Genomic DNA, 24,697 nt, shown 5'->3' with positions numbered 1-24,697 from the left:
AAAGAACGCCCGGCATCAAGCACATACCCAAGCAGATGCAGATCTTGATCAGATACACCTTCTCGCGCATCAATCACCAAAACAACGACGTTGGCATCATTGATCGCACGCAGCGTCTTAATAATAGAAAACTTTTCCACTGCTTCAGTCACATTCTTACGTCGACGAATACCAGCAGTATCAATCAAGGTATAGGGCTCGCCGTCTCGCTCAAAAGGAATATACACGCTATCCCGTGTGGTTCCCGCCTGATCGAAAACAACCACCCGGTCTTCACCTAAGATACGGTTGACCAGCGTTGACTTGCCCACGTTAGGCCGGCCAATAATCGCTATTTTCTTCTGTCGCTGACGCTCTTCTTCCTCTGCGGACTCATCACGCAACGGAATTTCAGACAGCACATACTCAACCAATTGAGTCACACCACGACCATGCGATGCGGCAATAGGTAAAGGTTCTGACAAACCTAAACCATAAAAGTCAGACATCGCCACATCAGGATCAAGACCATCGGTCTTATTAACAATGAGGTAGCTTTCTTTTTCCGATCGACGCAAATGATCTGCAATCATTTCATCAGCAGGATTAAGGCCGGCACGACCGTCCACCAAAAACAAAACGATGTCAGCTTCTTCAATCGCTAGCAATGACTGTTCAGCCATCTTATAGTCGATACCGTCTTCGTCCCCGGAAATACCGCCGGTATCAACCACAATATAATCCCGATCACCCAGACGGCCTTCACCATACTTCCGGTCACGAGTCAGACCGGAATAGTCAGCGACAAGAGCGTCGCGACTTTTTGTCAGTCTGTTAAACAGTGTCGACTTACCTACATTTGGTCGGCCGACGAGTGCAATTACCGGAAGCATATTTTTATTACCAATGTTTAAAAAACGTATTCATCTAAAACAAAATAGCGGCTATCTGACTTAACAGATAACCGCCGAATCAAAAACGCTATGACTAGTTTAACTGCAACGCCACCAAGCGCCCACCGTTACCCAATACATACAGCACATCATCTACAACAACCATATCGCCACGCAAACCATCAGAGTCAGCCCGATAGCGAGCAACGAAGTGTCCATCAACCTGAGACATAAAGTGCACATAGCCCTCATAATCACCAACTACAACCGTAGTACCTAGTACCGCTGGTGAGGTCGTCTGACGATTTTCAAGTGCCGCCTGGCGCCACACACTCGCACTGCTACGCTGATCAAAAGCTTCGATAAAACCATTCGCCTGACTCACATAGATATTACCAAAGCCCGCTGCCAGACTCTGATAGCTAGATGCCGTTTGTGACCAGAGAATTTGCGCATCGGATGCACTGACCGCAACTAGCTTACCCTGATAACTAACAATATAGATCACCCCGTCAATATAGAGTGGCCGTGAATCAATATCGATAAGCCGCTCAAGTTCCGTTTTGCCTTCAGGCACCGTGACTCGGCGTTCCCACAATTCCACACCGGAATCATTGCGAACAGCAACCATTTTACCATTAGCAAAACCCGCGATAGTAACGTTGGCCGCTACGATAGGCGCACTCGTACCGCGCAAGGTCAGACGAGGAATCTGGCTATCATAGGTCCAGAGCCGTTCCCCGGTACTGATGTTCATCGCAACCAGCTTGCCATTTTGTAGCTGTGCGACCGCCATATCCGTATTCATCTGTACAGGGCTGAGGGTTTCACTACTCATCTGCTGACGCCACATTTCTGTACCATCATCAGCGCTCAGCATCACCACTTCACCGCTTTCTGTCGCTACAGCAACATGATTAGGCCCAACACCAACGCCACCAACAATCGGCGCTTCTAGCTCTATACTCCAAAGCGAATGGCCATCCTTGCGATCAAATGCAAATACACTGCCTTCGATATCGGTGGCATAAACAACATCGCCATTAATCGCCAAGCTCAGTTTGTTAAATTTCTCACCCAAGCCGGCCCCTACAGATTTACTCCACAGGACATCAACCTTTTTCTCAGCCTCAAAATCAACCAGTTCAGCAGGCTCAATCTCTACCTCACCACCCCACCAACCGCACGCTGAGATTGTCAAAGTACAGGTGGCCAGCAATAACACACGACACAATTGTTGTTTCATCAGTTAGCTTCCTTTTACGGCCAGACTGTCTAACTTCAGATTCAGAAGTGGGCGCGTACCCTGAGGGGCATCAGCGACAGCGGCTTGATATGCATTACGCGCTTTATCAAGGTTACCTAGCTGGCGATAGAGATCACCTTTCAATTCAGCAATGCTGACACTAAAACTTGGTGTTTTAAGGCCTTCCAATAGCGCAACTGCCTGCTCTACATCGCCCATAGCCGCCATCACACGCGCTTTACGCATCGAGGCGACAGTTTTCATAACATCATCAGGAGCCTGAACCAGCACCCAATCAAGCTCACTCAATGCGGCGGAATAATCACCGCTGTCAACATAAAGACGGGCACTAAACAAAGCCCCAAATCGAGCGTAAGCCGTATCACCAAATTCCTCTTTGAGAGATTTAGCCAGATGCGTCGCCGTTGTACGCTGATCTTCAGTTGCTTGCGGCGCGCTAGCTAACGCCACCGCTTGCACCAGATTCTGATAGACCACTGCTGCGTTTTCAGCCGTCACCTGCTGGTTGTTCTGCCAACCTTTCCAGCCAAATACGACAGCTAGGGTCAAAGCAATACCGAGTAACAGTGATTTACCGTTCTCTTTCCACCAATTCTTTAATGCTTCAACCTGTTCTTCTTCGGTGCGCATATCTGACACAGCTTGCTCCTAATCGCCTTTCTCAATTTAATTATTATGCCTGTTGCTGTTGTTGCAGCAAGCCGCTCAGGTTGTTGACCTGAACATCATAGGTTGGTTCAGAGTTATACCACAGGTTTGCCATCAAGGACGCGTTTTCTTCACGCACCAGCACCACCCAAGGAGCCCCCGTCTGACGCGCTTTGCTGCTGATATTTTTCAAGCCTGCACAGTGCACTCTAATTCGCATACCAGGGACATCATTTCTTAATTGCTCAGCTAACACCATCAATGAGGTCTGCAAGCCTTTATGCTCAGCCGCCAAATAAAGATCAAATGGTTGCTTAACATCATCAGGAATAACATTTAGCGTTTCTAGCAACAGAATCAGGCGTTCAACGCCCATAGCAAAACCAACAGCCGGTGTCGGACGACCGCCCAACTGTTTAACCAGTCCGTCATAACGCCCACCGGCACAGACTGTTCCTTGAGCACCCAACTTATCGGTAACCCATTCAAAAACCGTTTTGCAGTAGTAATCAAGGCCACGAACTAGGCGGGGGTTCAGCTCATAAGCAATACCCGCTTGGTCGAGCATGTTACATAGTTCAGAAAAATGTTCTCGGGACTCATCATCGATATAGTCAACGAGCGAAGGCGCATCATTCAACAACGCCTGCGTGTTAGCATCTTTACTATCCAGAATCCGTAATGGGTTACTGCTTAGGCGGCGCTGACTATCTTCATCCAGTTGATCTTTCCGTGCTGACAAATAGGCAACTAGGGCTTCTTTATATTCAGCCCGGGCGACATTGCTTCCCAGTGAATTAAGCTGCAACGTGACAGCATCAGCAATGCCCAGCGCTTTCCAGAGACGCGCACTCAGCATAATCACTTCAGCGTCAATATCTGCATTGGCCATACCAAAGGTTTCAATACCGATTTGATGAAACTGGCGATAACGGCCTTTTTGAGGTTTTTCATAGCGGAACATCGGCCCCTGATACCAGAGCCGCTGAGCTTGATTGAATAACAGGCCATGCTCTTCGCCCGCGCGCACACAGCTCGCCGTACCCTCAGGCCGCAACGTGAGGCTTTCGCCATTACGGTCTTCAAAGGTATACATCTCTTTCTCAACAATATCGGTTACTTCACCGATAGAGCGCTTAAAGAGGTCCGTCTGTTCAACAATCGGCATACGGATCTCTGTATATCCATAAGTACCGAGCACTGATTTGACTGTCGATTCAAGAAACTGCCACACCGGTGTCTGGTCTGGCAGGATGTCATTCATTCCACGTATGGCGTTAATCTTGGCCAATGTTCATTACCTAATCTGTTAAAACTTTATTCACTTTGTGGCAGCGTCAACCGCACCACACCTGAACGACTATCACGATTAAACTCTATTGGCGAGCCATTAAGAAACACATTATCGACCGCTTCAACACGCCCCAACAGCAGTTTGAGCGGTGCTTCCCCAGAAACACTTAACTCGCTACCCGCTGGCTTAACCCGCATTTCAAGTACTTTACCGGTGTGGTCTTCAACACTCACCCAGCATTCATCGTTAAACGTAATACGCAGCGATACATCACCCGTATCAACCGGCTGTGATGCAGTTTCTGCCTGCACTTCGGCCTCATCAGACGCTACCGCAGGAGTATCAGCCGCCTCAGCCTCGGTGGCTTCACTCTCAGAGGTAAGTTCTGTTATCGCACCGTCTTCAGAGTCTTGGCTGACTAAATTAATTTCTGGCTGCACAAGAGTCTGCAGTTCATCCCGGTGAGAAATACCTGACGGAACAATCAGAGTGCTGCCATCGACCGATTCAACCTCCACCGACTCCGTTGCTGGAGAGAACGATACCGCTAAATCGGTACCCTGCTGTATTTTCCACCACCAAACGGTGGCCGCAACAATCGCTAGCACAAATACCCAAGCCGACCATTTAATCACTGGATCACCCAGTTTGGCGGTCGACTGTACTCCGGGACTTATACGAAACTGCGGCGCATTACCGGCACTCGCGCGGCCGTATAAGTTATCAAACAGCGCCAAGTAGCGATTAACATCCAACTTCAGCAGTTTGGTATAGGACTGTACATAGCCCCGCGCAAACACCATGCTAGGCAGCTCATCGAACGCCCCGCGTTCAAGTGAATCAATATATTTTTCTGACAGTCTTAGTTCCCGGGCAACATCATTTTTCGTTAGCCCTTGCTGCTCTCTTGCGGCAGCAAACTCAGCTGCCGGAAAGGCCTTACCATGCTCTTCAGTTTCGTGACTCAGTAACTGCTCATTACTCACGGAGTAGACTCCTTATACTGCCGATACTCTTCTGAATCCGGATACATGTTTTTCAGGATCAGACCATAGGTCGCAGCATCAATGCCGCTATTCTTCAGCCGGGATATTTGTACCCCTAGCCATAGACTCTGAGCACTATGCTGAACCCGTTTATCGTTCACCATCGTGCTAAACTGATCGAACAAACTAACAGCCTCGTCGACACTACCCTTCTTAATCATCACATCTGCTAATTGCAGTATGGCTAGCGGACGGTTGGGTGTCAGTGTGAGACTACGTTTAAAGGCATGTTCAGCGGCATCTAAGCGATCAATCAATAGATAACATCGACCAAGGTTCTCAAATGCCTGACTACGCTGATTATAAAAAGGATCTTCCGTCGCACGAGCAAGCTCTTTACAGGCTTGCGGATAGCGCTTAAGACTAAACAAAAAAGCACCATAATTATTGTGCATCATGGCGCTGTCAGGCTCGACATCAATCGCTTTCTTAAAGTAACTTTCAGCCAACTGCGTGTCTTCTTCTAACTGAAACACCATGGCCAAGCCGTTATATGCTTGAGCGGAATCCGGATCGATTACCACGGAGCGCTGAAATGCCAACTTGGCATTAGGCGTGTCACCTCTACGCAGATATTGCATCCCCAAAGAGTTATAAGCTTGAACCGCTTGAGGAATACCCTGCTCTGTCGTCGTGACATCCTGTCCCGCGCAACCAGTAATCAATAGACTAATCAGTAATATCAGATAACCTTTCAATCTTATTCACTCCTGGCGAGATTTATATCACCTTTAGTTGATTAACGAGGTGGTTCCTGCTGCACCCCACTGGCATCTTTTAGCGGTATATATTTTTCACTACGTCGGGTACGGTCCATAACCTGTCCAACCAACTGTCCACATGCCGCATCGACATCATCACCTCGGGTTCTTCGCACCGTGGTAATAACACCCGCTTTGACCAACACCATCTTAAACGCTTGGATCGCATCTTCAGACGGACGACGATAGTCTGAATTAGGGAACGGATTAAATGGTATTAGGTTTAGCTTGCAGGGTAAACGTTTTAACAACTTAACTAGCTGTTTCGCTTGACTTGGATGGTCATTAATACCTGCAATCAAGGTATATTCAACTGTTATAACACGCTTATCTTTCAAACTCGCCATATAACGGTTACAGGCATCAACCAATTCGGCAATCGGGTAACGCTTATTGATAGGTACAAGTTGATCACGCAACTCATCGGTAGGCGCATGCAACGAGATCGCCAAGGATACATCAGTCACCTGACTGAGCTTATCAATTTGCGGTACAACACCGGCGGTGCTTAACGTAACACGCCGCTTCGACAACCCATAAGCATTATCGTCCATCATCAGATGAATACCATCGACCACATTGTCGAAGTTCATCAATGGCTCGCCCATTCCCATGAACACTACATTGGTCACCCGGCGGTCACCGGAGGGATCAAAAGGCCCAAATGAGCGGATCGCAACCCTGACCTGACCGATAATTTCGGCGGCACTGAGGTTGCGGTTAAACCCTTGCTTACCCGTCGAACAGAAGCTGCAGTCTAACGAGCAGCCAATCTGTGATGAGATACACAGAGTCGCACGGCCATTATCGGGGATCAGCACCATCTCAACAGCGGAACCGCCATCTAGCTGAATGACCCACTTACGGGTGCCATCTTTAGAAATATTCTGCACCAGTATATCAGGCTCGCGAATTTCGGAGACTTCGCTCAGTTTTTGCCTCAATGACTTACTGATGTTAGTCATTTCATCAAAGCTGCTGGCACCAAATTGATGAATCCATTTCAGCACCTGGGTCGACCGAAAAGGCTTTTCGCCGATACTCACAAAAAACTCTTCCAATTTTTTTGGAGAGTATCCGAGCAGGTTAATTTTACGGGTGGATTCAGTCATATTGACCTCAACGTTCATGAAATGACGGGCCGCCGAATAGCGGCCCGCAGGGACAACTTACTTAGCAAAGAAGTAAGCGATCTCGCGTTCTGCAGAAGCAGGTGAATCAGAACCGTGTACTGCATTCGCATCAATAGACTCAGCGAAGTCACGACGGATAGTTCCTTCAGCCGCTTCTTGTGGGTTAGTCGCACCCATCAGCTCACGGTTCAACGCAATTGCGTTTTCGCCTTCAAGTACCTGAACAACAACAGGACCAGAAGTCATGAATTCAACCAGATCAGCAAAGAAAGGACGTTCTTTGTGCTCTGCATAGAAACCTTCAGCTTCTTCACGAGTCAGTTGCTTAAGCTGCATTTCAACGATTTTCAGACCGTTAGACTCGAAACGAGAAACGATTTTACCAATAACGTTTTTTGCAACGGCATCAGGCTTAATGATAGAAAAAGTACGTTCGATAGCCATGTGCTATTAATCCTTTGTATAAAAGTTCAGGGCAGTTGGCGGCCAGCAGACCAAAGTCGCAGGGATGCCAGAAAAATGAAACGCGCAATTATACGCTAACCGATGCTAACTGAACAGCATCAGTGCCCACGAAAAAGCCCGCTAATGCGGGCTATTTGAATATCATCTACTGACGCTCTTCAATCCAGGCCATCTGAATCCCTTCCAGTACTTTCTCACCGCACCGATCAGGGTCATCGTCAAAACCCTCCAACGCCATCACCCACTCATACAGATCAGGAAAACTCACCGTCAGCGGGTCTGTATCGGGATACTTCTCATCAAGGTCAATTGCGATATCGTAAACATCTACCCACTTCATAACTATCTCCGATCACGCCTATAACTTAATAATCAGTGCCGTTCAGACACTTGGTTAATGGTATACCTAGGAATTTCAACCACCAGATCATCATCGCCAACCAAAGCCTGACAACTCAAACGAGATTCCGGCTCAAGCCCCCATGCTTTATCCAGCATATCGTCTTCGAGCTCGTCTGACTCTTCTAGGGTATTAAACCCTTCACGTACAATGACGTGACAAGTGGTACAAGCACAGGATTTTTCACAAGCGTGCTCAATCTCGATACCTTCGCGCAACGCAGCATCACAAATGGACTCGCCTACTTCGGCCTCAATCACCTTACCCTCAGGGCAAAGTTCATCGTGAGGCAGAAAAATAATTTGCGGCATCAGGAATTCCCCTCAATCTCGTCAATACTATGCCCTTTAAGAGCGTTTTTAATGCTTTGATCCATCCGTCGCGCAGCAAAAAAATCACTGGCCTGAGATAGCACCTTGACGCCCTGCTCAATCAAGCCCGCATCAGAGCCGTCACGTAACGTCTGTAAAAGTCCCATCTGCTCACGCAAATGCGCCACTTCTTCAGCCGTCAATAGCGCATTGCCGTCAGTTTGCATCGCCTGCTCAAGCGACGACAGTAGTCGATCCGCTTCAACCTGCTGTTCACGCAGGTTGCGCAACACCATATCCTCTTCAGCGAAGCTATAAGAGGCCTTCAGCATATCAGCAATCTCGTTATCATCCAGCCCATAGGAGGGCTTCACCTGAATCTCACTTTCAACCCCGGTGGATAACTCTTTAGCCGACGCCCCCAGAAGACCATCAGCATCAACTTGAAATGTTACCCGAATCTTCGCCGCGCCGGCCGCCATTGGCGGAATACCACGGAGCACAAATTGAGCCAGCGAGCGACAATCAGATACCAGTTCTCGCTCACCTTGCACCACATGAATCATCATCGCCGTTTGGCCGTCTTGATAGGTGGTAAACTCCTGCGCCCGGGCCACCGGAATCGAAGTGTTGCGGTGGATAACTTTTTCCGCCAAGCCCCCCATGGTTTCCAGACCCAGCGACAATGGCAACACATCCAGCAGCAACATTTCGCTATCAGGCTTATTACCCGCTAAGACATCCGCTTGAATGGCGGCACCAACCGCCACGACACGATCGGGATCGATATCAATGCGGGGAGCACGCTGGAAAAACTGCTCGACCCGAGTACACACTACCGGAACCCGCGTACTACCACCGACCATGACCACATCTTGAACTTCATCAAGCTCGACACCTGCATCCCTTAAGGATCGGCGACAAGCCCGGATAGTCTTATTGATCAGCGGTTCAACGAGACTATCAAATAACGCCCGAGAGACCTCTAGGCTGACTTTCTGACCCGCATGATCCAAATCAACATTAACCGTTGCATGTTCGGTCAACTGTTCTTTAACCCAACGGGCTTTCTCGGTGAGGTAACGTGACTCACCGGCAACCACTTCTTTGCCGCCCAACTGTTCGAGAAACCACTGCGCTAAGGAGAGATCAAAATCATCACCACCCAAAGCGCTATCGCCACCGGTCGCCAGCACCTCAAACACACCTTTATTAAGCCGCAAAATAGAGATATCGAAGGTACCGCCACCGAGATCATAAACAGCAATAACCCCCTCAGCCGCTTGATCTAAACCATAGGCAACCGCAGCCGCCGTTGGCTCATTGAGCAAGCGTAGCACTTTAATGCCCGCCAACTGTGCCGCATCTTTGGTTGCCTGACGCTGTGCATCATCAAAATAGGCCGGCACGGTAATAACCGCTCCCTCAAGCTCGCCTTCTAAGGTTGCGCGTGCCCGAGCTTTCAAAGTCTTTAAAATTTCCGCAGAGATCTCAACAGGGCTTTTATCCCCGGCGACTGTCTGCAAAAAAGGCATGCCGCCCTCGCGCTCGCTAAAACGGTAAACCGCTTCGCCCTGCAAACCTTTCAAATCGGTAATACCACGACCCATAAGTCGTTTTACTGACACAATCGTATTGAAAGGATCGACCGAGGCTTTTGCCAATGCCGCTTGGCCAACCACCACGCCCTGTTCCGTATAACGAACAACAGAGGGCAATAAGTGACTGCCGCCCTCATCAGACAATGTCGTTGATTCGCCACTGCGAACAGCCGCAACCAGTGAATTAGTCGTACCTAAATCAATGCCCACCGCCAGCTTACGCTTGTGAGGCTCAGGACTTTGTCCCGGTTCTGCAATCTGCAATAACGCCATATTTATTTATTCGTCGAAAAGTTGATCTTCCAAAACTTCAATCTCACGGCCCAGCTTATCAATAAACTGCATCTTTCTGACACAGACGGCTGCGGCTTCATGGGCTGAAGGCGTCGATTGTTGATAGTAACTATCAAACTGTTCACGCAGTGACTTCATCTCCTGCTCTACCGTCTGCCGGAGCCGCTCAATATCAGCGTCCGGATCCGATGCACTGGCGATATCCTCTAGCGACTCGCGCAACTCCATCTGCTGCATAAGAAACATGGGATCAAGCTGTACCTGAGATTCAGAGAAGGTATCAATCCCTTCTAATTTCAACAGATACTGAGCGCGCGACAAAGGATTTTTAAGCGTCGCGACCGCTTCATTGAGGTATGCCGTATATTGAACAGAAAGCCTACGCTCTCTGTCGGACAGGTGAGAGAAACGATCCGGGTGCAGCGTCTTTTGCAACTCCCGGCTTCGTTCAGATAAAGCTTGCAGATCCAGCTGATACGTCACCGGCAGAGCTAAAAATTCGAAATAGTTCTGGGTAATATCCATCATATAACCAGCAGGTGAAAAAGAGTGGTTGTCAGCGACTTAAACCAATGATGCATCAAATATTAAAGCTTTCGCCACAACCACACTCATTTTTGACGTTAGGGTTATTAAACTTAAACCCTTCGTTAAGACCCTCTTTAACAAAGTCTAACTCGGTTCCGTCAAGATAGAGAAGACTCTTAGGATCAATTACAACTTTAACACCGTCCGATTCAAACACCTGATCTTCTTCCTGAATATCATCAACAAACTCCAGCACATAAGCCATGCCAGAGCAGCCCGACGTGCGCACCCCAAGACGAATACCAAACCCGTGGCCACGCCCTTTCAGATATTTGCCAATATGATCAGACGCAGCCGGTGTCATTGAAATTGCCATGAATCCGTTTACTCCATTGAGCCTAAGGCTCCGTTATTACTTCTTCGCCTGCTTCTCTTTATAGTCAGCAACAGCCGCTTTAATCGCATCCTCTGCCAAAACAGAGCAGTGAATTTTAACCGGCGGCAACGCCAACTCTTCTGCGATTGTCGTATTTTTAAGTTCCTGGGCTTGATCCAAAGTCATGCCTTTCACCCACTCGGTAACGAGTGAGCTAGAAGCGATCGCTGAACCACAACCGTAGGTCTTAAATTTTGCATCTTCGATAACGCCGTCGTCACTGACTTTAATCTGCAGGCGCATCACGTCACCACAAGCAGGTGCACCCACCATACCAGTACCGATGTTATCGTCTTGATCATTCATTTTGCCGACATTACGAGGATTCTCGTAATGATCGATAACCTGTTCACTATAAGCCATAACGACCTCCTAAAGCAGTATCCACCTAGTTAAGACTAGTGATGGACCCATTCAACTTTGCTTAAATCCACACCGTCTTTATACATATCCCACAAAGGCGATAATTCACGGAGCTTACCTACGGCTGTACGAATTTCAACGACAGCCCGATCAATATCTTCTTCTGTCGTAAAACGACCAATTGAGAAACGAATAGAACTATGCGCCATCTCATCATTTAACCCTAACGCTCGCAGCACATATGAGGGCTCCAAGCTAGCGGATGTACAGGCAGATCCAGACGAAACCGCAAGATCTTTAAGCGACATCAATAATGACTCACCCTCAACAAAGTTGAAGCTAACGTTCATATTACCAATGTAACGCTGATCACGAGAACCATTCAGGTAGATCTCTTCCATATCAGAAAGACCATCCCAGAAACGCCTCTTCAGAGCACCAATACGTTCGATCTCTTCATGCATCTCAGCCTTTGCAATCGCAGCAGCTTCACCCATACCAACAATCTGATGAGTCGCCAGCGTACCGGAACGCATACCACGCTCATGACCACCACCATGCATCTGCGCTTCCAGACGTACACGAGGCTTACGACGAACATAAAGTGCGCCCATGCCTTTTGGACCGTACATCTTATGTGCAGAAAGAGAGATCAGGTCGACTTTCATCGCCACAACATCGATATCAACTTTGCCGGCACTCTGGGCCGCATCAACATGTAACAATACACCGTTAGCTCGGGTAATTTCACCGATAGCCGCGATGTCGTTGATCACGCCGATTTCATTATTAACATGCATAACAGATACTAAAATTGTATCGTCACGCAGCGCTGCAGCAATAGCTTCAGGCTGAATAATGCCTTCTTTATCTGGATCCAGATAAGTTACTTCAAAACCTTCACGCTCTAATTGGCGACAAGTATCAAGTACCGCCTTATGCTCAATCTTAGAGGTGATAATGTGCTTACCCTTCTTCTGATAGAAATGCGCAACACCTTTAATTGCTAGGTTATCAGACTCGGTAGCACCGGAGGTCCAGACAATCTCGCGTGGATCGGCATTTAATAAATCAGCAACCTGACGACGCGCCGTTTCAACTGCTTCTTCAGCTTTCCAGCCGTAAGCATGCGAACGAGATGCCGGATTACCAAAATTACCGTCCATCGTTAGACACTCAATCATCTTCTCTGCAACCCGGGGATCTACAGGTGTTGTAGCGGAATAATCAAAGTAGATTGGTAATTTCATTGTCTATGCTTCTCCAAAAACCTGAACCGTCTCTCAGGCCGTTACTTTTGCGGAAATAAGTGAATCTTCAAATGAAGATAAGTGCTCTCGATCCTGCCGCTTAGCGACGGTGCGAACATCTTTTCTTTCCATCAGGTCAGCCAGCGTTATCTGGCTTAAAAAATCATGAATCTGGCTACTTAGGTCGCACCACAAATGGTGTGTCAGACAGATACTGCCGTCCTGACAACTACCCGTATGCCCACAACCTGTTGCATCGACTGACTCATTCACCGCGTCAATTACCTGAGCAACATTAATACCCTGCTGCTCACGATTGAGCTGGTAGCCACCACCGGGGCCGCGCACACTGCGGACCAGTTCATTACGGCGTAACTTAGCAAATAATTGTTCAAGGTATGACAGGGAAATGCCCTGCCGCTCTGATATATCGGCCAGACTTACAGGCCCATTGCCGGCATGAATTGCCAGGTCGAGCATTGCTGTCACCGCATAGCGGCCTTTTGTCGTTAATCGCATTTGCAATCTCTCCGTCATTCTTGATGCTTCAACGAAGCTGATTACATTATGCAATAACCAACCATTTTGGTCAACTATTAAACCCAGTAAAACAGTCAACTATTAGGCAGAGCGATAACCGACAAAAAAGCCAGCTTACAAACCAAGAGCTTAGCGCCGACACCCCTTCTGAATAGCCGTTAACATACCACGTAAAATATTGACTTCTATTTTATCAGGCACTGCCCGCAATAGCAGCCGCTGCAATCGAGGCATCAGATTACGTGGTTTTTCTGGATCGAGAAAATCAATATCAGTTAACGCTTGTTCAAAATGATCGAACAGCATTTCAAGCTCACGCCCTTCAGCAAGATCAACATCCCACTCCGTACCCCAGCGCGGCTTGGCATCGCTTACATCAACTTCTTTAGCCATGCGCATCTCATAGGTAATCACCTGCACGGCAGCGGCAAGATTTAACGAGCTAAACTGTTCATTAACGGGAATATGCACATGCTGATGACAACGCTGCAACTCCTCATTAGTCAAGCCACGATCTTCCCGGCCAAACACAATAGCAACACGGGTTGTCACCGGTAGCGGCGAAACAATTGCCGCTAGTTCTCGCGGATTCACCAGCGGCCAAGGAATAGTACGACTACGCGCACTGGTACCCACAACTAAATGACAATCAGCCAGCGCATCATCAAGACCCTCCACTACAGAAGCATTCTTGAGAATATCATCAGCACCCGCGGCCCGAGCATCAGCATCCCGATGAGGAAACAACCTCGGCTCAATCAGGCAAAGATCGGACAACCCCATATTTTTCATCGCCCGGGCCACACCACCGATATTGCCAGGATGGGTCGTGTTAACCAGCACGATTCGGATATTTTCCAGCATCTTTAACCCGCCATTACAAAAAAGGCCCATATTTTAGCAGATATTTTGCAACTATTAATCATGGACTGTTCTTTATGTGGCAACTGTTTTGTATAATGCGCGTTTTGGTTCCCTTACTGGTATTTACAGATGCAACCGATGGTTAATATCGCCCTGCGCGGAGCGCGCGTCGCAGGTGAACAAATCTCCCGTTCAATTGAACGACTCGATTTGATCAAATCAGAACAATCAAGTGTTATCGAATATATCGAAGACACCTGCAAGCAAGCTGAACGCACTATCGTTAATACGATCCATAAGGCGTACCCCGATCATCAGATCAACTGTGAATATACCGGCACACATAAACCTGAAGATCGGGTTTGTGATGTTATATGGTCAGTTAATCCGATTGACAGCATTTCCAACTTTTCCAACGCGCTGCCAGTCTTTGCCCTAAGCATTGCCTGCCATCAGCGAGGAAAACTAGAACACGCGATCATCCTCAATCCTATAACGAGTGAAGAGTTTACCGCTAGCCGTGGCCGAGGCGTTCAACTAAACGGCAAACGCCTGCGCGTCAGCAACCGCAAGCTGCTAGATAACGCGCTCATTGGCAGTGGTTTCTTTGGCCGCAGCAGCGACAAAGCCCAGCTCGATAGCTTCCAGCAGATTTTCAAGAATATATCACTGGAAAACGGCCGTATTCACAGCGGTGGCTCACCTGCACTGAATCTTGCCTATACAGCCGCGGGCCGACTGGATGGTTTCTTCCAAATTGGCTTAAAACAGTCAGAAATGGAAGCCGGCACACTCATGATCCAAGAAGCGGGTGGTTTACTATCCGACTTCACAGGCAACAATAACTACATGAGCTCTGGCAATCTAGTGGCAGGCAACCCTAAGATGCTGAAAGCATTATTACAGGTTATCCACCCCGCATTAAACGACGAACTTAAATGATCATTTAAGCTCTACCTAATGCTAAAAAGCCGAGCTTTGCTCGGTTTTTTTTATACCCAAAAATAGCAAACACTAGATACAAAAAATCCCAGCCGACGCTGGGATTTTTCTGCCTACTATCGGCCAACTATAAATAGCAATTAAGCATCGAACGGGTGACGCAGGACAATCGTTTCTAACCGATCAGGACCAGTTGAAATAATATCGATCGGCGCACCAGTCAACTCTTCAAGGCGCTTAATATAAGCAACCGCAGCCGCAGGCAACTCCTCGAGCGTCTTAGCCCCTAGAGTAGATTCCGTCCAGCCAGGCATTGTTTCATAAACCGGCTCAACCGCTTCATAATCTTCACTGCCACTGAGGGAATTAACCAGATTCCCCTGTGCATCTTTATAACCAACACAGATATCAATGGTTTCTAGACCATCAAGAACATCCAGTTTAGTCAAACAGATACCCGAAACAGAGTTGATACGAATCGCATGTTTCAGTGCAACCGCATCAAACCAACCACAACGACGCGCACGACCTGTAGTCGCACCAAACTCGTGACCGCGGGTAGCCAGACGCTCACCAATCTCGCAATCCAACTGAGTCGGGAACGGACCGGAACCAACACGCGTGGTATAAGCTTTAGTAATACCCAGCACATAATCCAGATACAACGGACCAAAACCACTACCCGTTGAGGTACCGCCTGCTGTTGTATTAGATGAGGTTACATAAGGGTAGGTACCATGATCGATATCCAGCAGCGACCCCTGCGCGCCCTCAAACATGATATTCTCACCACGTTCACGGTAATCATGCAGAATAGAGGTAACATCAGCTACCATTGGACGCATAATTTCAGCCATTTCCAGCGCTTCTTTCAGCACTTCATCATAGCTAACCGCATCAACTTTGTAGTAATTCTGCAGTACAAAGTTATGGTATTCCAACACTTCTTTCAGCTTCACAGCAAAGCGTTTTGGATTCATCAAATCATCCAAACGCAAACCACGACGCGCGACTTTATCTTCATACGCCGGCCCGATACCACGACCCGTTGTACCAATTTTAGCTTCACCACGCGCTAGTTCACGCGCCTGATCAAGTGCAATATGGTATGGCAGAATCAGCGTACAGGCAGGGCTTAAACGCAGACGCTCACGTACCGGAACACCACGCCCTTCCAGTTCATTTATCTCGTTCAGCAGCGCTTCTGGAGAAAGCACAACACCGTTACCGATCATACACAGTACATTTTCACGCAGAATACCGGATGGAATCAGGTGAAGAACTGTTTTCTCACCATCAATTACCAGCGTATGACCCGCATTGTGACCACCCTGAAAGCGTGCCACGGCGGTTGCCTGATCTGTTAACAGGTCGACGATTTTACCTTTACCTTCGTCGCCCCACTGCGTTCCTAAAACAACTACGTTTTTGCCCATTGGTTGTCTCTAGCGATTAGTCAATCTTAATAATTTACAGGCTCTCGAGAACCCAAGTTCCATCCTGCAGCACCAACTGATGAGTAAACTGCTGCGCATCTTCCACAACAGTCTCATCCAGCAACTGAACAACACGCTCTCCCTGAGCCCTCAGTTGAGCCACAACATCCTGCACTGCAGAGTTTTCAACAGCCGGTACCCGTACCACTTTGCGTATAGGTTTATCCTGCGCCGCCGATAACCCCACAAGCGTTTTCAAATCAGCACTAAATCCGGTTGCCGGACGGGCACGACCAAAATCACGCCCAACCTCATCATAACGACCACCCTTCGCGACCGCTTGCCCAAATGCCGGAACATAAGCCGCAAACACCACACCGGTATGATAGTTATAACCTCGCAGCTCACTCAGATCGAAATAGAGATCCAGCTGCGGGTAACGTTGAGAAATCAGGTCTGCCAAAGCATCCAGATAATCCAACGCATCAATAATGGTTTGTTCGACACCCGCAAAACACGCACGCGCCTTTTGCAGCACTTCACGCCCACCATGCAAGGTAGGCAACACTGCTAAATAGGTTTTAATTCGCTCATCTAACGCTGAATGCGCTAGGAATCGTGCGATTTCAGGTAGATCTTTACGCTGTAACAACTCGAAATATTCAGCTTCTTGATCAGCGCTCAAGGCAGCCTCACCCATCAAACCACGATAGATACCCACGTGGCCTAGATCGATGCTCAGCTCTTGATTCACCTGCATCGCATTCAAGGTTTCAACCATCAGCGAGATAATCTCAGCATCACTGGCTACACCGGAATGACCAAACAGTTCAGCACCCACCTGAAGAGGGTTACGAGACGCCAGCGGATTAGCGGGCAAGGTATGCAGTATGGTACTGCAATAGCAAAAACGAACCGGCCCCTGAAAACTCAGATGGTTCGCATCAATACGGGCTACCTGCTGGGTGATATCGGCACGAATACCCAACATCCGACCTGTCAGCTGATCCGTTACTTTAAACGTATTCAGTTCAAGATCTCGCCCAACCCCCACTAACAGTGAGTTCAGGTGTTCTATCAGCGGCGTCATGACCAACTCATAACCCCAGCTATCATAAAGATCCAACAAGCGACGACGTGCAGTCTCAACCTGCTGTGCCTGAGGCGGCAGCACCTCTTTGACGCCGTCTGGTAATAACCAGCGTTCTGCCAACGTCATGTAACTCTCCGAAATACAGTGGATCAGTTGAATATATAAAGCAAAATGACACCGGTCATCATGCTTATAAAACCTGTTATGCGCAGCCCCCGGTTACTCACCAGAGCCAATTGATGTACCAAATTGCGCCAACGTTGTGGATAGAGAAAAGGCATAATCCCTTCCATCACCAGCATCAGACAGAAACCTATCAGCAACGGGTGCCAGAGTTCAGAATGCATGGCCTACCTCAACACAACGGCACAGCCGTCACATAAAAAAACCGGGTCTCAACCCGGTTAATGAATTCTACCACGGAACAGGCGCTTTAGTGCAGCCTATTCCGCGGATTTTTTATACGACAAATGGCCTATTCCGCTCACTTACCGCTGGGGTTGCCTAGGTAGCGGAAAAATTCGCTATCCGGTTTTAACACCATAATATCGCCCTGCTGATTAAACGCTGCTTTATAAGCATTCAGACTACGATAGAAGGAGTAAAACTCAGCATCCTTGTTATAGGCATCAGCATAGATCTTAGCGGCCAAAGCATCACCTTCACCACGAACCTGCTGAGCATCACGATAGGCATTGGCTTCGATAACCGCTTTTTGACGGTCAGCATCAGCTTGAATACCTTCGGCCAGCTCTTTACCACGAGAACGCAGTTCACGAGCTTCCCGCTCACGCTCAGTACGCATCCGCTCATATACAGAGGCAGATACTTCTTGAGGCAGATCGATCTTCTTAACTCGAATATCGATCATTTCGATACCCAGTTCGTCTTTGGTTTGGACACTCAAAGAGTTAACCAACTCGACCATCAACTCATCACGTTCACCAGACACAACCTCTGTCAGCGTACGTTCACCGAATTGGTTACGCAGCCCCGCATCAACGTTCGGGAACAGCAGTTCTGCTGCCTTATACTCATCACCCGATGTAGCGGTGTAGTATTTCTGCGGATCAACGATGCGCCACTTAATAAAAGAGTCAACGATCAGACGCTTTTTCTCAACCGTCAGGTAAGACTGAGCCTGTGCATCCAATGTCTGCACTCGGCCATCAAACTTACGTATCTTGTTGATCACCGGGATCATGATATGCAAACCAGGTTTAATATCCGGATTAACAATCTCACCAAACTTCAGCAATACCGCCCGATCAGTTTCTTTAATGATATACAGTGTGTTAAAGCCAACCACCACCAGCAAGAGTGCGATCACCAACCCTGTCATTGATTTACCCGACATTAGCGTGCCTCCCGTGTAGTCGTTTGCTGACGCTGACGCAATTGATCGATAACCTGATCAGTTACATCCTGTAATTCAGAACTGCTCAACCGACCACCTGATGTACCCGTGGAGGTCCGAGGACGATTCTCGACCAATTTATCCAGCGGCAGATACATCATATTATTGCCACCTTCAACATCGATCAGCACTTTAGAGTTCTTCGACAACACCTCCTCCATCGCATCAAGATAGAGACGTTCGCGAGTAACTTCTGGTGCTTTCTGATACTCGGTCAACAAAGAAGAGAAACGCTGCGCATCACCTTTTGCTTGCGCCACAACGCGCTCACGATAACCGTTAGCCTCTTCCTTCATACGCTGAGCAATACCACGCGCTTCAGGTACGATACCGTTACGATAAGATTCAGATTGGTTAATCGAACGCTGCTCATCCTCACGCGCCTTGATTACGTCATCAAACGCATCCTGCACCTGAGAAGGGGCTTTAGCTTCTTTAATATTGATCTGTGTAATCCGTAAACCGGTCTGATAAGCGTCCATGAAGTTCTGCAAACGCTGCTTCACTTCACTACCGAGCACTTCTCGACCCGCCGTCAGAATAGAGTTCATCTCAGATGAACCTACGGTATGACGAAGCGCCGACTCAGAAGCATTCTGCAAGCTGGCATTAGGATCACGAACCTTCAAGGCATAATTAACCGGATCCGAAATAACGTACTGAACCGTCATGCTAACATCAACGATGTTTTCATCTTCGGTCAGCATCAGCGAACGATGCTCGTAAGCACTGACACGAGTTACGTTAGTCGTGATCACCTGATCAATCATCGGCGGATTCCACTGCAGACCCGGCATTACAGTTTCCTGATATTTACCCAAGCGAAGTACCACACCTCGCTCCTGCTGATCGACGGTGTAGAAACCCATCGCAGCCCAGCCTACCAGCACCACCACAACCACAACGGCAAAAAAGCCCGCCGAGGAAGAAGATGAAGGGCCGGAACCCCCGGTACCTTTATTGCCGCCACTCTTACCGAAAATGCCATTCAGCTTTTCTTGTAATTTTTGCAGCGCCTCATCAAGATCAGGCGGTCCCTGATCTTTTTTACCGCCACCACGACGATCACCGCCGTTGTTCCAGGGGTCCTGATTATTGCCGTTACCACCAGGCTCATTCCAAGCCATACTGTTCTCCGTTATAGAACTGTTTAAATCATTAAAAAAATTGTAAGCAGCATACGTTAACTATGCAACCACTCGGGTTTGTTGACATTAGCACCGAGGTATCGTTCCGGTGCAATGTTCATACGACTCAATAACTGCAGCAGATCTTTTTTCTGAATCCGAACTTCCAGATCGATCACGCCATGCTCGTCAACCACTTCACTTAGCACGGCACCCTGAGCATAAAGCTGGGCACGCAAGCCACCTTCCTCTGGCTGCAAACTCAACTGCTGATGGAAAATATCTTCAACCAGCAACTCGGTGATCGCCTGAAACAGCAACTCTATACCTTCGCCCGATACAGCAGACAACCATACACGTACCGGTTTACCTTCATCATTACGATCGATACGAGCTTCAGCCCTCTCGAGCATATCGATTTTGTTATAAACCTCAAGCGTTAGCACTTCATCAGCGCCGATCTCTTTCAACACTGAGTGCACTTCATGCATATGCGACTGTCGATCTTCATCGTAAGCATCAATCACATGCAGCAATAATTCTGCTTCGGTTGTTTCTTGCAGCGTAGCACGGAACGCTTCAACAAGCTTATGCGGAAGATGCCGAATAAAGCCTACCGTATCAGCTAAAATTGCCGGGCCGATATCGGCTAACTCAATCCGACGCAGTGTCGGATCAAGCGTGGCAAAGAGCTGATCCGCGGCATACACCTCGGCATCGGTAATACGGTTAAACAGGGTTGATTTACCCGCATTGGTATAACCGACCAAAGAGATCGTTGGCACTTCTGAGCGACTACGGGCACGACGCCCCTGCTCTCGTTGCTTACGCACCTTCTCTAACCGCTTGAGAATACTTTTAATTCTCGCTCGCAGTAATCGCCGATCGGTTTCCAGCTGCGTTTCACCCGGACCACGCAGACCGATACCACCTTTCTGTCGTTCAAGGTGGGTCCAGCCGCGCACCAGACGCGTTGACATATGCTCTAGCTGCGCCAACTCCACCTGAAGTTTACCTTCATGGGTACGGGCCCGCTGGGCAAAAATATCTAGAATCAACCCGGTACGGTCGAGCACTCGGCACTCAATCGCGCGCTCGATCTCACGTTCCTGACCGGGGCTGAGGCCGTGATTGAAAATCACTAATTCAGCTTCGTGCAGACGCACAAGATCTCTCAGCTCTTCTACCTTACCAGAGCCAATAAATGTTTTAGGGTTGGGGAGACTGCGAGATCCGGTTAAAAAAGCAACCGGATCTGCACCGGCAGATAAAGCGAGCTCTTCGAGCTCTTTAGGACTTTCGCGGTCCACCTCATCAGCCATATCGATATGAACAAGAATGGCGCATTCGCCAGACTCAGGGCGCTCAAAGAACAATGAAAACCTCAGTCAGTTGATTCATCACCCTGCGGTAGTTTTACCGGACGGGCTGGAACCACAGTAGAAATAGCGTGCTTGTAAACCATCTGGCTGACAGTATTCTTCAGCAGAATCACAAACTGATCAAAGGACTCAATCTGTCCTTGAAGTTTGATGCCATTTACAAGAAAAATTGAAACGGGTACCCGTTCTTTACGTAGTACGTTCAGATAAGGGTCTTGTAACGATTGCCCTTTTGACATTGGAAGCTCCTTCCTAAGAGTAAGTGGTGCACCGCTGCTGAAGCATAATTCATGCCCCGCGATACAATATGCTGTCACTAAAAAGCCGGACAGCCCAAAATTTATTTTCTGTACTGCATTATATAATGATCCCATCCAACAATTTCAAGGCATTATTCGTTAAATTAGGGTCTGCTGATTCAAAATAGTGCAGATTATCCCAACTACGCAGCCAGGTTATCTGTCGTTTGGCTAATTGTCGCGTAGCGATGACACCTTTTTCGATCATCGTGGGGTAATCCCACTGCCCCTCAAAGTACTCCCACATCTGTCGATAACCCACACATCGCACCGATGGTAACTGTGCATTCAGATCGCCTCGATCCCACAGCGCTCTGACTTCCGCTTCGAAGCCTTGCTCGAGCATCATATGAAAACGCTTTTCAATTCGTTCATGCAGCGTTTTACGCGCTTCGGGCATCACACAGATCTGCGTAACGTCATACGGCAACTGTTGCAATGTCTGTTCTTGCCATAACTCAGTCATCGTGCGCCCGGTCAGCTCAAACACCTCCAACGCTCGCTGCATACGTTGTGGATCGTTTGGATGAATGCGCTCAGCCGCCACCGGATCAATCTGTTGCAAACGCTGATGCAGATAACCCCAACCAAGCACCTCCGCTTCAGCAATCAAACGATCACGGATAGATTGGTCAGCCTGAGGTAAGACCGCAAGCCCCTTCAGCAACGCCTGATAGTAGAGCATAGTTCCGCCCACCAGCAGTGGAATTCGACCGGCGGCACGAATCTCTGCCATTTCACGCAGTGCATCGGTTCTAAAATTGGCTGCTGAATAACTCTCTGCCGGATCTAGAATATCGACTAATCGGTGGGGATAACGGGATAAAAACTCAGCATCCGGCGTGGCCGTGCCAATATTCATTTCGCGATAGATCATCGCCGAATCCACACTGATAATATCGCAGGGCAATCGATCACATAAGGCCATCGCCAGATCGGTTTTACCGGAGGCCGTTGGCCCCATCAGAAAAATAGCCGGTGGTAACGGGGCACCGCTTGCATCAATGGGTTGACTCAACTTATTGCCCTCGCATAAACAGGCTGTCGAGATCGGTCATCGACATCTGCGTCCAAGTGGGCCGCCCATGGTTACACTGACCACTCCGTTCGGTACGCTCCATATCTCTTAACAGTGCATTCATCTCAGGGATGGTCAATTGCCGATTAGCCCTGACCGAACCATGACATGCCATCGTCGCCAGCAACTCATTAGTATGCTGCTGGATTTTTTGACTGGTACCAAACATCACCATATCACCGAGCACATCAAGAATTAACTTGCTGATATCGGCACTGGCCAACGCTACCGGCACCTGCCGGATGACGAGAGTCTCCTCGCCCATTCGTGCAATCTCAATACCCAGCTTAGAAAACACCTCCGAGTGCTCTTCAGCGCAGTCAGCCTCCATCGAACTCACCGCCATACTTACTGGTACTAGCAAAGGCTGACTTCGCACGCCCTCGGCTTCATAGGCTAACTTCATACGTTCATACACCACCCGTTCATGGGCGGCATGCATATCCACGACTACCAAGCCCGCATCATTCTGCGCCAAGACAAAAATACCGTGCAGCTGTGCGATGGCGTATCCCAACGGAGGACATTCGCTATCATCCGCTTCCACCGCCTGACAGGGCATTAACCCTACCGTTGCGTCCCCCTGAGGGTGCAGAGCGCCATATCCGGAGATCTGGTCTCTCACCTGCCCGACGCTAGGACGGTCAGCAGCATAACGAGTGGACGGAGCAAACCCAGAGCCAGTGATGCTATTAGCATGTCCTTGCAACTGATGTAGCGGCATCCGGCTTTGCTCAAAATTCTGAGGCGCCAGCGCCTGCCCCGGCACTTGGCTCAGCAATTCACTGGCGGCCGCGCCGGAAATGGCCGGTTCGCTGCCCTGCTCTGGGCGAATATCAGCGATAACCCGATGGGTGGTGCGAAAAATAAAGTCATGGACCAGTCGCGTTTCACGAAAGCGCACTTCATGCTTAGTCGGATGCACATTCACATCCACCAGCTTAGGATCCAGCTCCATATACAGCACATAGGCGGGATGACGACCATGATAGAGCACGTCTTGATAAGCCTGGCGCAGCGCATGGGCAACCACTTTATCGCGAATAATGCGGCCATTAACAAAGAAATACTGCAAATCTGCCTGACTACGCGAGAAGGTTGGCAACGCCACCCAACCCCATAATCGAAGCCCTGAGGCTGCTGCGCTGACATCCACCTTCATGGCGTTTTCAATGAAGGCGGGAGAGAGTAGCGTCGAGATACGCCGCTCTTGTTCAGATTCACTAACCGCCGGACGCAATTGATGAATCACCTTCTGGTTATGCTTTAAGGTAAACCCCACATCAAAGCGACTCAGCGCCAGCCGTTTAACCACCTCTTCCAGATGCTTAAACTCGGTTTTTTCAGTTTTGAGAAATTTGCGTCTAGCCGGGGTATTAAAAAACAGATCCCGCACTTCAACGGTTGAACCCTGCGGATGGGCCGCCGGCGAAACTTCAGCGGTCATATCTCGCCCTTCGGTCTGCACCTGCCAGCCAGCTTCTTGATCCGCCGTGCGCGAGGTCAGCGTAAGACGAGAAACAGAACTGATCGACGCCAGTGCTTCGCCACGAAAACCGAGGCTTTCCACCGCTTCGAGATCATCTAAATTAAGGATTTTACTGGTGGCATGACGACTAAGTGCCAGTGCCAAATCATCTTTTTCAATCCCCTGACCATCGTCACGCAATCGAATCAATTTGACGCCGCCCTGCTCGATATCCAATTCGATCCGGCTAGCACCCGCATCAAGACTATTTTCGAGAATCTCTTTAACAACAGAAGCGGGACGTTCAACCACTTCGCCGGCGGCAATTTGGTTCGCCAGTCGAGGAGTCAGTAGGTGTATTCGGGACATATCAGAGGTTACA

Annotated in this window: 27 protein-coding genes (1 of these 27 only partly in view); 1 reads left to right on the top strand and 26 read right to left on the bottom strand. The window is 48.7% G+C overall.

Features of this window, described 5'->3' with window-relative positions; translation table 11 throughout:
- From der to AC0L4K_RS01985, 17 genes are all read right to left on the bottom strand, one after another.
- On the bottom strand, positions 1 to 872 hold the 5' portion of the coding sequence (gene der / locus AC0L4K_RS02065; protein WP_417224997.1) for a ribosome biogenesis GTPase Der. Its footprint begins 544 nt before the window's first position; only the first 872 of its 1,416 coding nucleotides appear in the window; it begins with the start codon at positions 870 to 872; its stop codon lies off the left edge, out of view.
- A gap of 94 nt (positions 873 to 966) precedes the next feature.
- A complete protein-coding gene (gene bamB / locus AC0L4K_RS02060) occupies positions 967 to 2,118 on the bottom strand; it encodes an outer membrane protein assembly factor BamB (RefSeq protein WP_473268034.1) in 1,152 nt (383 codons plus the stop codon).
- 3 nt (positions 2,119 to 2,121) lie between these two features.
- Entirely contained in the window at positions 2,122 to 2,769 is a 648-nt protein-coding gene (locus AC0L4K_RS02055; protein WP_473269194.1) for a YfgM family protein, read from the bottom strand.
- Positions 2,770 to 2,812: 43 nt separating this feature from the next.
- On the bottom strand, positions 2,813 to 4,051 hold the full coding sequence (gene hisS, locus AC0L4K_RS02050) for a histidine--tRNA ligase (protein WP_417225294.1): 1,239 nt from the start codon (positions 4,049 to 4,051) through the stop codon (positions 2,813 to 2,815).
- 53 nt (positions 4,052 to 4,104) lie between these two features.
- Positions 4,105 to 5,067, bottom strand: a complete 963-nt coding sequence (locus AC0L4K_RS02045) for a RodZ domain-containing protein (RefSeq protein WP_417225001.1) — start codon at positions 5,065 to 5,067, stop codon at positions 4,105 to 4,107.
- Positions 5,064 to 5,825, bottom strand: coding sequence for a type IV pilus biogenesis/stability protein PilW (gene pilW, locus AC0L4K_RS02040; protein WP_417225003.1), 762 nt, complete (start codon positions 5,823 to 5,825; stop codon positions 5,064 to 5,066). The genes AC0L4K_RS02045 and pilW overlap by 4 nt, the downstream gene beginning before the upstream one ends.
- Before the next feature lie 41 nt (positions 5,826 to 5,866).
- Positions 5,867 to 7,000 (bottom strand): dual-specificity RNA methyltransferase RlmN, encoded by a 1,134-nt coding sequence (gene rlmN, locus AC0L4K_RS02035; RefSeq protein WP_215953608.1) that lies wholly within the window; start codon positions 6,998 to 7,000, stop codon positions 5,867 to 5,869.
- Between the two features lie 57 nt (positions 7,001 to 7,057).
- Positions 7,058 to 7,465 (bottom strand): nucleoside-diphosphate kinase, encoded by a 408-nt coding sequence (gene ndk, locus AC0L4K_RS02030; protein WP_417225005.1) that lies wholly within the window; start codon positions 7,463 to 7,465, stop codon positions 7,058 to 7,060.
- 166 nt (positions 7,466 to 7,631) lie between these two features.
- Positions 7,632 to 7,826, bottom strand: coding sequence for a Fe-S cluster assembly protein IscX (gene iscX, locus AC0L4K_RS02025; protein WP_473268033.1), 195 nt, complete (start codon positions 7,824 to 7,826; stop codon positions 7,632 to 7,634).
- A 32-nt stretch (positions 7,827 to 7,858) separates the two neighbouring features.
- Positions 7,859 to 8,197: an ISC system 2Fe-2S type ferredoxin gene (gene fdx / locus AC0L4K_RS02020; protein ID WP_417225009.1), complete on the bottom strand. Its 339-nt coding sequence runs from the start codon at positions 8,195 to 8,197 to the stop codon at positions 7,859 to 7,861.
- Positions 8,197 to 10,071, bottom strand: coding sequence for a Fe-S protein assembly chaperone HscA (gene hscA, locus AC0L4K_RS02015; protein WP_473268032.1), 1,875 nt, complete (start codon positions 10,069 to 10,071; stop codon positions 8,197 to 8,199). Before hscA ends, fdx begins: the two co-directional genes overlap by 1 nt.
- Positions 10,072 to 10,077: 6 nt before the next feature.
- On the bottom strand, positions 10,078 to 10,620 hold the full coding sequence (gene hscB / locus AC0L4K_RS02010; RefSeq protein WP_303492985.1) for a Fe-S protein assembly co-chaperone HscB: 543 nt from the start codon (positions 10,618 to 10,620) through the stop codon (positions 10,078 to 10,080).
- A gap of 52 nt (positions 10,621 to 10,672) precedes the next feature.
- Complete coding sequence (gene iscA, locus AC0L4K_RS02005) at positions 10,673 to 10,996, bottom strand: iron-sulfur cluster assembly protein IscA (RefSeq protein ID WP_215953614.1); 324 nt, start codon at positions 10,994 to 10,996, stop codon at positions 10,673 to 10,675.
- A gap of 36 nt (positions 10,997 to 11,032) precedes the next feature.
- Complete coding sequence (iscU, locus tag AC0L4K_RS02000; protein WP_126157641.1) at positions 11,033 to 11,419, bottom strand: Fe-S cluster assembly scaffold IscU; 387 nt, start codon at positions 11,417 to 11,419, stop codon at positions 11,033 to 11,035.
- A gap of 35 nt (positions 11,420 to 11,454) precedes the next feature.
- The gene (locus tag AC0L4K_RS01995) at positions 11,455 to 12,669 is read right to left on the bottom strand and encodes an IscS subfamily cysteine desulfurase (RefSeq protein WP_417225013.1); all 1,215 of its coding nucleotides are present in this window, start codon (positions 12,667 to 12,669) and stop codon (positions 11,455 to 11,457) included.
- Positions 12,670 to 12,702: 33 nt separating this feature from the next.
- Entirely contained in the window at positions 12,703 to 13,188 is a 486-nt protein-coding gene (gene iscR, locus AC0L4K_RS01990) for a Fe-S cluster assembly transcriptional regulator IscR (protein WP_417225015.1), read from the bottom strand.
- Positions 13,189 to 13,338: 150 nt separating this feature from the next.
- The gene (locus AC0L4K_RS01985; RefSeq protein ID WP_473268031.1) at positions 13,339 to 14,073 is read right to left on the bottom strand and encodes an RNA methyltransferase; all 735 of its coding nucleotides are present in this window, start codon (positions 14,071 to 14,073) and stop codon (positions 13,339 to 13,341) included.
- A gap of 129 nt (positions 14,074 to 14,202) precedes the next feature.
- Between AC0L4K_RS01985 and AC0L4K_RS01980 the strand changes: the two genes are divergently transcribed.
- Entirely contained in the window at positions 14,203 to 15,015 is an 813-nt protein-coding gene (locus tag AC0L4K_RS01980; RefSeq protein ID WP_417225019.1) for an inositol monophosphatase family protein, read from the top strand.
- A 140-nt stretch (positions 15,016 to 15,155) separates the two neighbouring features.
- Here the strand turns inward: AC0L4K_RS01980 and AC0L4K_RS01975 are convergent, their stop codons facing one another.
- The 9 genes from AC0L4K_RS01975 to mutL all read right to left on the bottom strand — a co-directional run bounded on the left by AC0L4K_RS01975 (position 15,156) and on the right by mutL (position 24,684).
- Positions 15,156 to 16,451: an adenylosuccinate synthase gene (locus AC0L4K_RS01975; protein WP_417225021.1), complete on the bottom strand. Its 1,296-nt coding sequence runs from the start codon at positions 16,449 to 16,451 to the stop codon at positions 15,156 to 15,158.
- Positions 16,452 to 16,485: 34 nt separating this feature from the next.
- Positions 16,486 to 17,670 carry an ATP phosphoribosyltransferase regulatory subunit gene (locus tag AC0L4K_RS01970; RefSeq protein WP_473268030.1) on the bottom strand — a complete coding sequence of 395 codons (1,185 nt, stop codon included), beginning with the start codon at positions 17,668 to 17,670 and terminating at the stop codon, positions 16,486 to 16,488.
- Positions 17,671 to 17,693: 23 nt separating this feature from the next.
- Entirely contained in the window at positions 17,694 to 17,891 is a 198-nt protein-coding gene (locus AC0L4K_RS01965; protein WP_417225025.1) for a DUF2065 domain-containing protein, read from the bottom strand.
- Between the two features lie 137 nt (positions 17,892 to 18,028).
- Positions 18,029 to 18,901 carry a protease modulator HflC gene (gene hflC, locus AC0L4K_RS01960; RefSeq protein ID WP_417225027.1) on the bottom strand — a complete coding sequence of 291 codons (873 nt, stop codon included), beginning with the start codon at positions 18,899 to 18,901 and terminating at the stop codon, positions 18,029 to 18,031.
- The gene (gene hflK / locus AC0L4K_RS01955; protein ID WP_417225029.1) at positions 18,901 to 20,088 is read right to left on the bottom strand and encodes an FtsH protease activity modulator HflK; all 1,188 of its coding nucleotides are present in this window, start codon (positions 20,086 to 20,088) and stop codon (positions 18,901 to 18,903) included. Before hflK ends, hflC begins: the two co-directional genes overlap by 1 nt.
- A 56-nt stretch (positions 20,089 to 20,144) precedes the next feature.
- Positions 20,145 to 21,464: a ribosome rescue GTPase HflX gene (gene hflX / locus AC0L4K_RS01950; RefSeq protein ID WP_417225031.1), complete on the bottom strand. Its 1,320-nt coding sequence runs from the start codon at positions 21,462 to 21,464 to the stop codon at positions 20,145 to 20,147.
- 8 nt (positions 21,465 to 21,472) lie between these two features.
- On the bottom strand, positions 21,473 to 21,709 hold the full coding sequence (gene hfq, locus AC0L4K_RS01945; protein ID WP_091361235.1) for an RNA chaperone Hfq: 237 nt from the start codon (positions 21,707 to 21,709) through the stop codon (positions 21,473 to 21,475).
- A 118-nt stretch (positions 21,710 to 21,827) separates the two neighbouring features.
- Positions 21,828 to 22,733 carry a tRNA (adenosine(37)-N6)-dimethylallyltransferase MiaA gene (gene miaA / locus AC0L4K_RS01940; RefSeq protein WP_473269193.1) on the bottom strand — a complete coding sequence of 302 codons (906 nt, stop codon included), beginning with the start codon at positions 22,731 to 22,733 and terminating at the stop codon, positions 21,828 to 21,830.
- A 55-nt stretch (positions 22,734 to 22,788) separates the two neighbouring features.
- Positions 22,789 to 24,684, bottom strand: coding sequence for a DNA mismatch repair endonuclease MutL (gene mutL / locus AC0L4K_RS01935; protein ID WP_473268029.1), 1,896 nt, complete (start codon positions 24,682 to 24,684; stop codon positions 22,789 to 22,791).
- Between the last annotated feature and the right edge of the window lie 13 nt (positions 24,685 to 24,697).

The organism is Amphritea sp. GJ51-11 (assembly GCF_055808735.1).
The sequence above is the reverse complement of the archived record's forward strand: the minus strand, read 5'-3'. Positions and strand labels throughout refer to the sequence as shown.

Bases quoted from the DNA above. Each gene is read 5' to 3' on its own strand.
- rlmN (WP_215953608.1), bottom strand. From the start codon at position 7,000: ATGACTGAATCCACCCGTAAAATTAACCTGCTCGGATACTCTCCAAAA.
- AC0L4K_RS01980 (WP_417225019.1), top strand. From the start codon at position 14,203: ATGCAACCGATGGTTAATATCGCCCTGCGCGGAGCGCGCGTCGCAGGT.
- bamB (WP_473268034.1), bottom strand. From the start codon at position 2,118: ATGAAACAACAATTGTGTCGTGTGTTATTGCTGGCCACCTGTACTTTG.
- hfq (WP_091361235.1), bottom strand. From the start codon at position 21,709: ATGTCAAAAGGGCAATCGTTACAAGACCCTTATCTGAACGTACTACGT.
- hisS (WP_417225294.1), bottom strand. From the start codon at position 4,051: ATGAATGACATCCTGCCAGACCAGACACCGGTGTGGCAGTTTCTTGAA.
- AC0L4K_RS01995 (WP_417225013.1), bottom strand. From the start codon at position 12,669: ATGAAATTACCAATCTACTTTGATTATTCCGCTACAACACCTGTAGAT.
- hscA (WP_473268032.1), bottom strand. From the start codon at position 10,071: ATGGCGTTATTGCAGATTGCAGAACCGGGACAAAGTCCTGAGCCTCAC.
- iscU (WP_126157641.1), bottom strand. From the start codon at position 11,419: ATGGCTTATAGTGAACAGGTTATCGATCATTACGAGAATCCTCGTAAT.
- hflK (WP_417225029.1), bottom strand. From the start codon at position 20,088: ATGGCTTGGAATGAGCCTGGTGGTAACGGCAATAATCAGGACCCCTGG.
- AC0L4K_RS01965 (WP_417225025.1), bottom strand. From the start codon at position 17,891: ATGCATTCTGAACTCTGGCACCCGTTGCTGATAGGTTTCTGTCTGATG.
- AC0L4K_RS01985 (WP_473268031.1), bottom strand. From the start codon at position 14,073: ATGCTGGAAAATATCCGAATCGTGCTGGTTAACACGACCCATCCTGGC.
- hscB (WP_303492985.1), bottom strand. From the start codon at position 10,620: ATGATGGATATTACCCAGAACTATTTCGAATTTTTAGCTCTGCCGGTG.
- iscA (WP_215953614.1), bottom strand. From the start codon at position 10,996: ATGGCAATTTCAATGACACCGGCTGCGTCTGATCATATTGGCAAATAT.
- iscX (WP_473268033.1), bottom strand. From the start codon at position 7,826: ATGAAGTGGGTAGATGTTTACGATATCGCAATTGACCTTGATGAGAAG.
- mutL (WP_473268029.1), bottom strand. From the start codon at position 24,684: ATGTCCCGAATACACCTACTGACTCCTCGACTGGCGAACCAAATTGCC.
- AC0L4K_RS01970 (WP_473268030.1), bottom strand. From the start codon at position 17,670: ATGACGTTGGCAGAACGCTGGTTATTACCAGACGGCGTCAAAGAGGTG.
- fdx (WP_417225009.1), bottom strand. From the start codon at position 8,197: ATGCCGCAAATTATTTTTCTGCCTCACGATGAACTTTGCCCTGAGGGT.
- AC0L4K_RS02055 (WP_473269194.1), bottom strand. From the start codon at position 2,769: ATGCGCACCGAAGAAGAACAGGTTGAAGCATTAAAGAATTGGTGGAAA.
- AC0L4K_RS01975 (WP_417225021.1), bottom strand. From the start codon at position 16,451: ATGGGCAAAAACGTAGTTGTTTTAGGAACGCAGTGGGGCGACGAAGGT.
- ndk (WP_417225005.1), bottom strand. From the start codon at position 7,465: ATGGCTATCGAACGTACTTTTTCTATCATTAAGCCTGATGCCGTTGCA.
- iscR (WP_417225015.1), bottom strand. From the start codon at position 13,188: ATGCGATTAACGACAAAAGGCCGCTATGCGGTGACAGCAATGCTCGAC.
- hflC (WP_417225027.1), bottom strand. From the start codon at position 18,901: ATGTCGGGTAAATCAATGACAGGGTTGGTGATCGCACTCTTGCTGGTG.
- miaA (WP_473269193.1), bottom strand. From the start codon at position 22,733: ATGGGGCCAACGGCCTCCGGTAAAACCGATCTGGCGATGGCCTTATGT.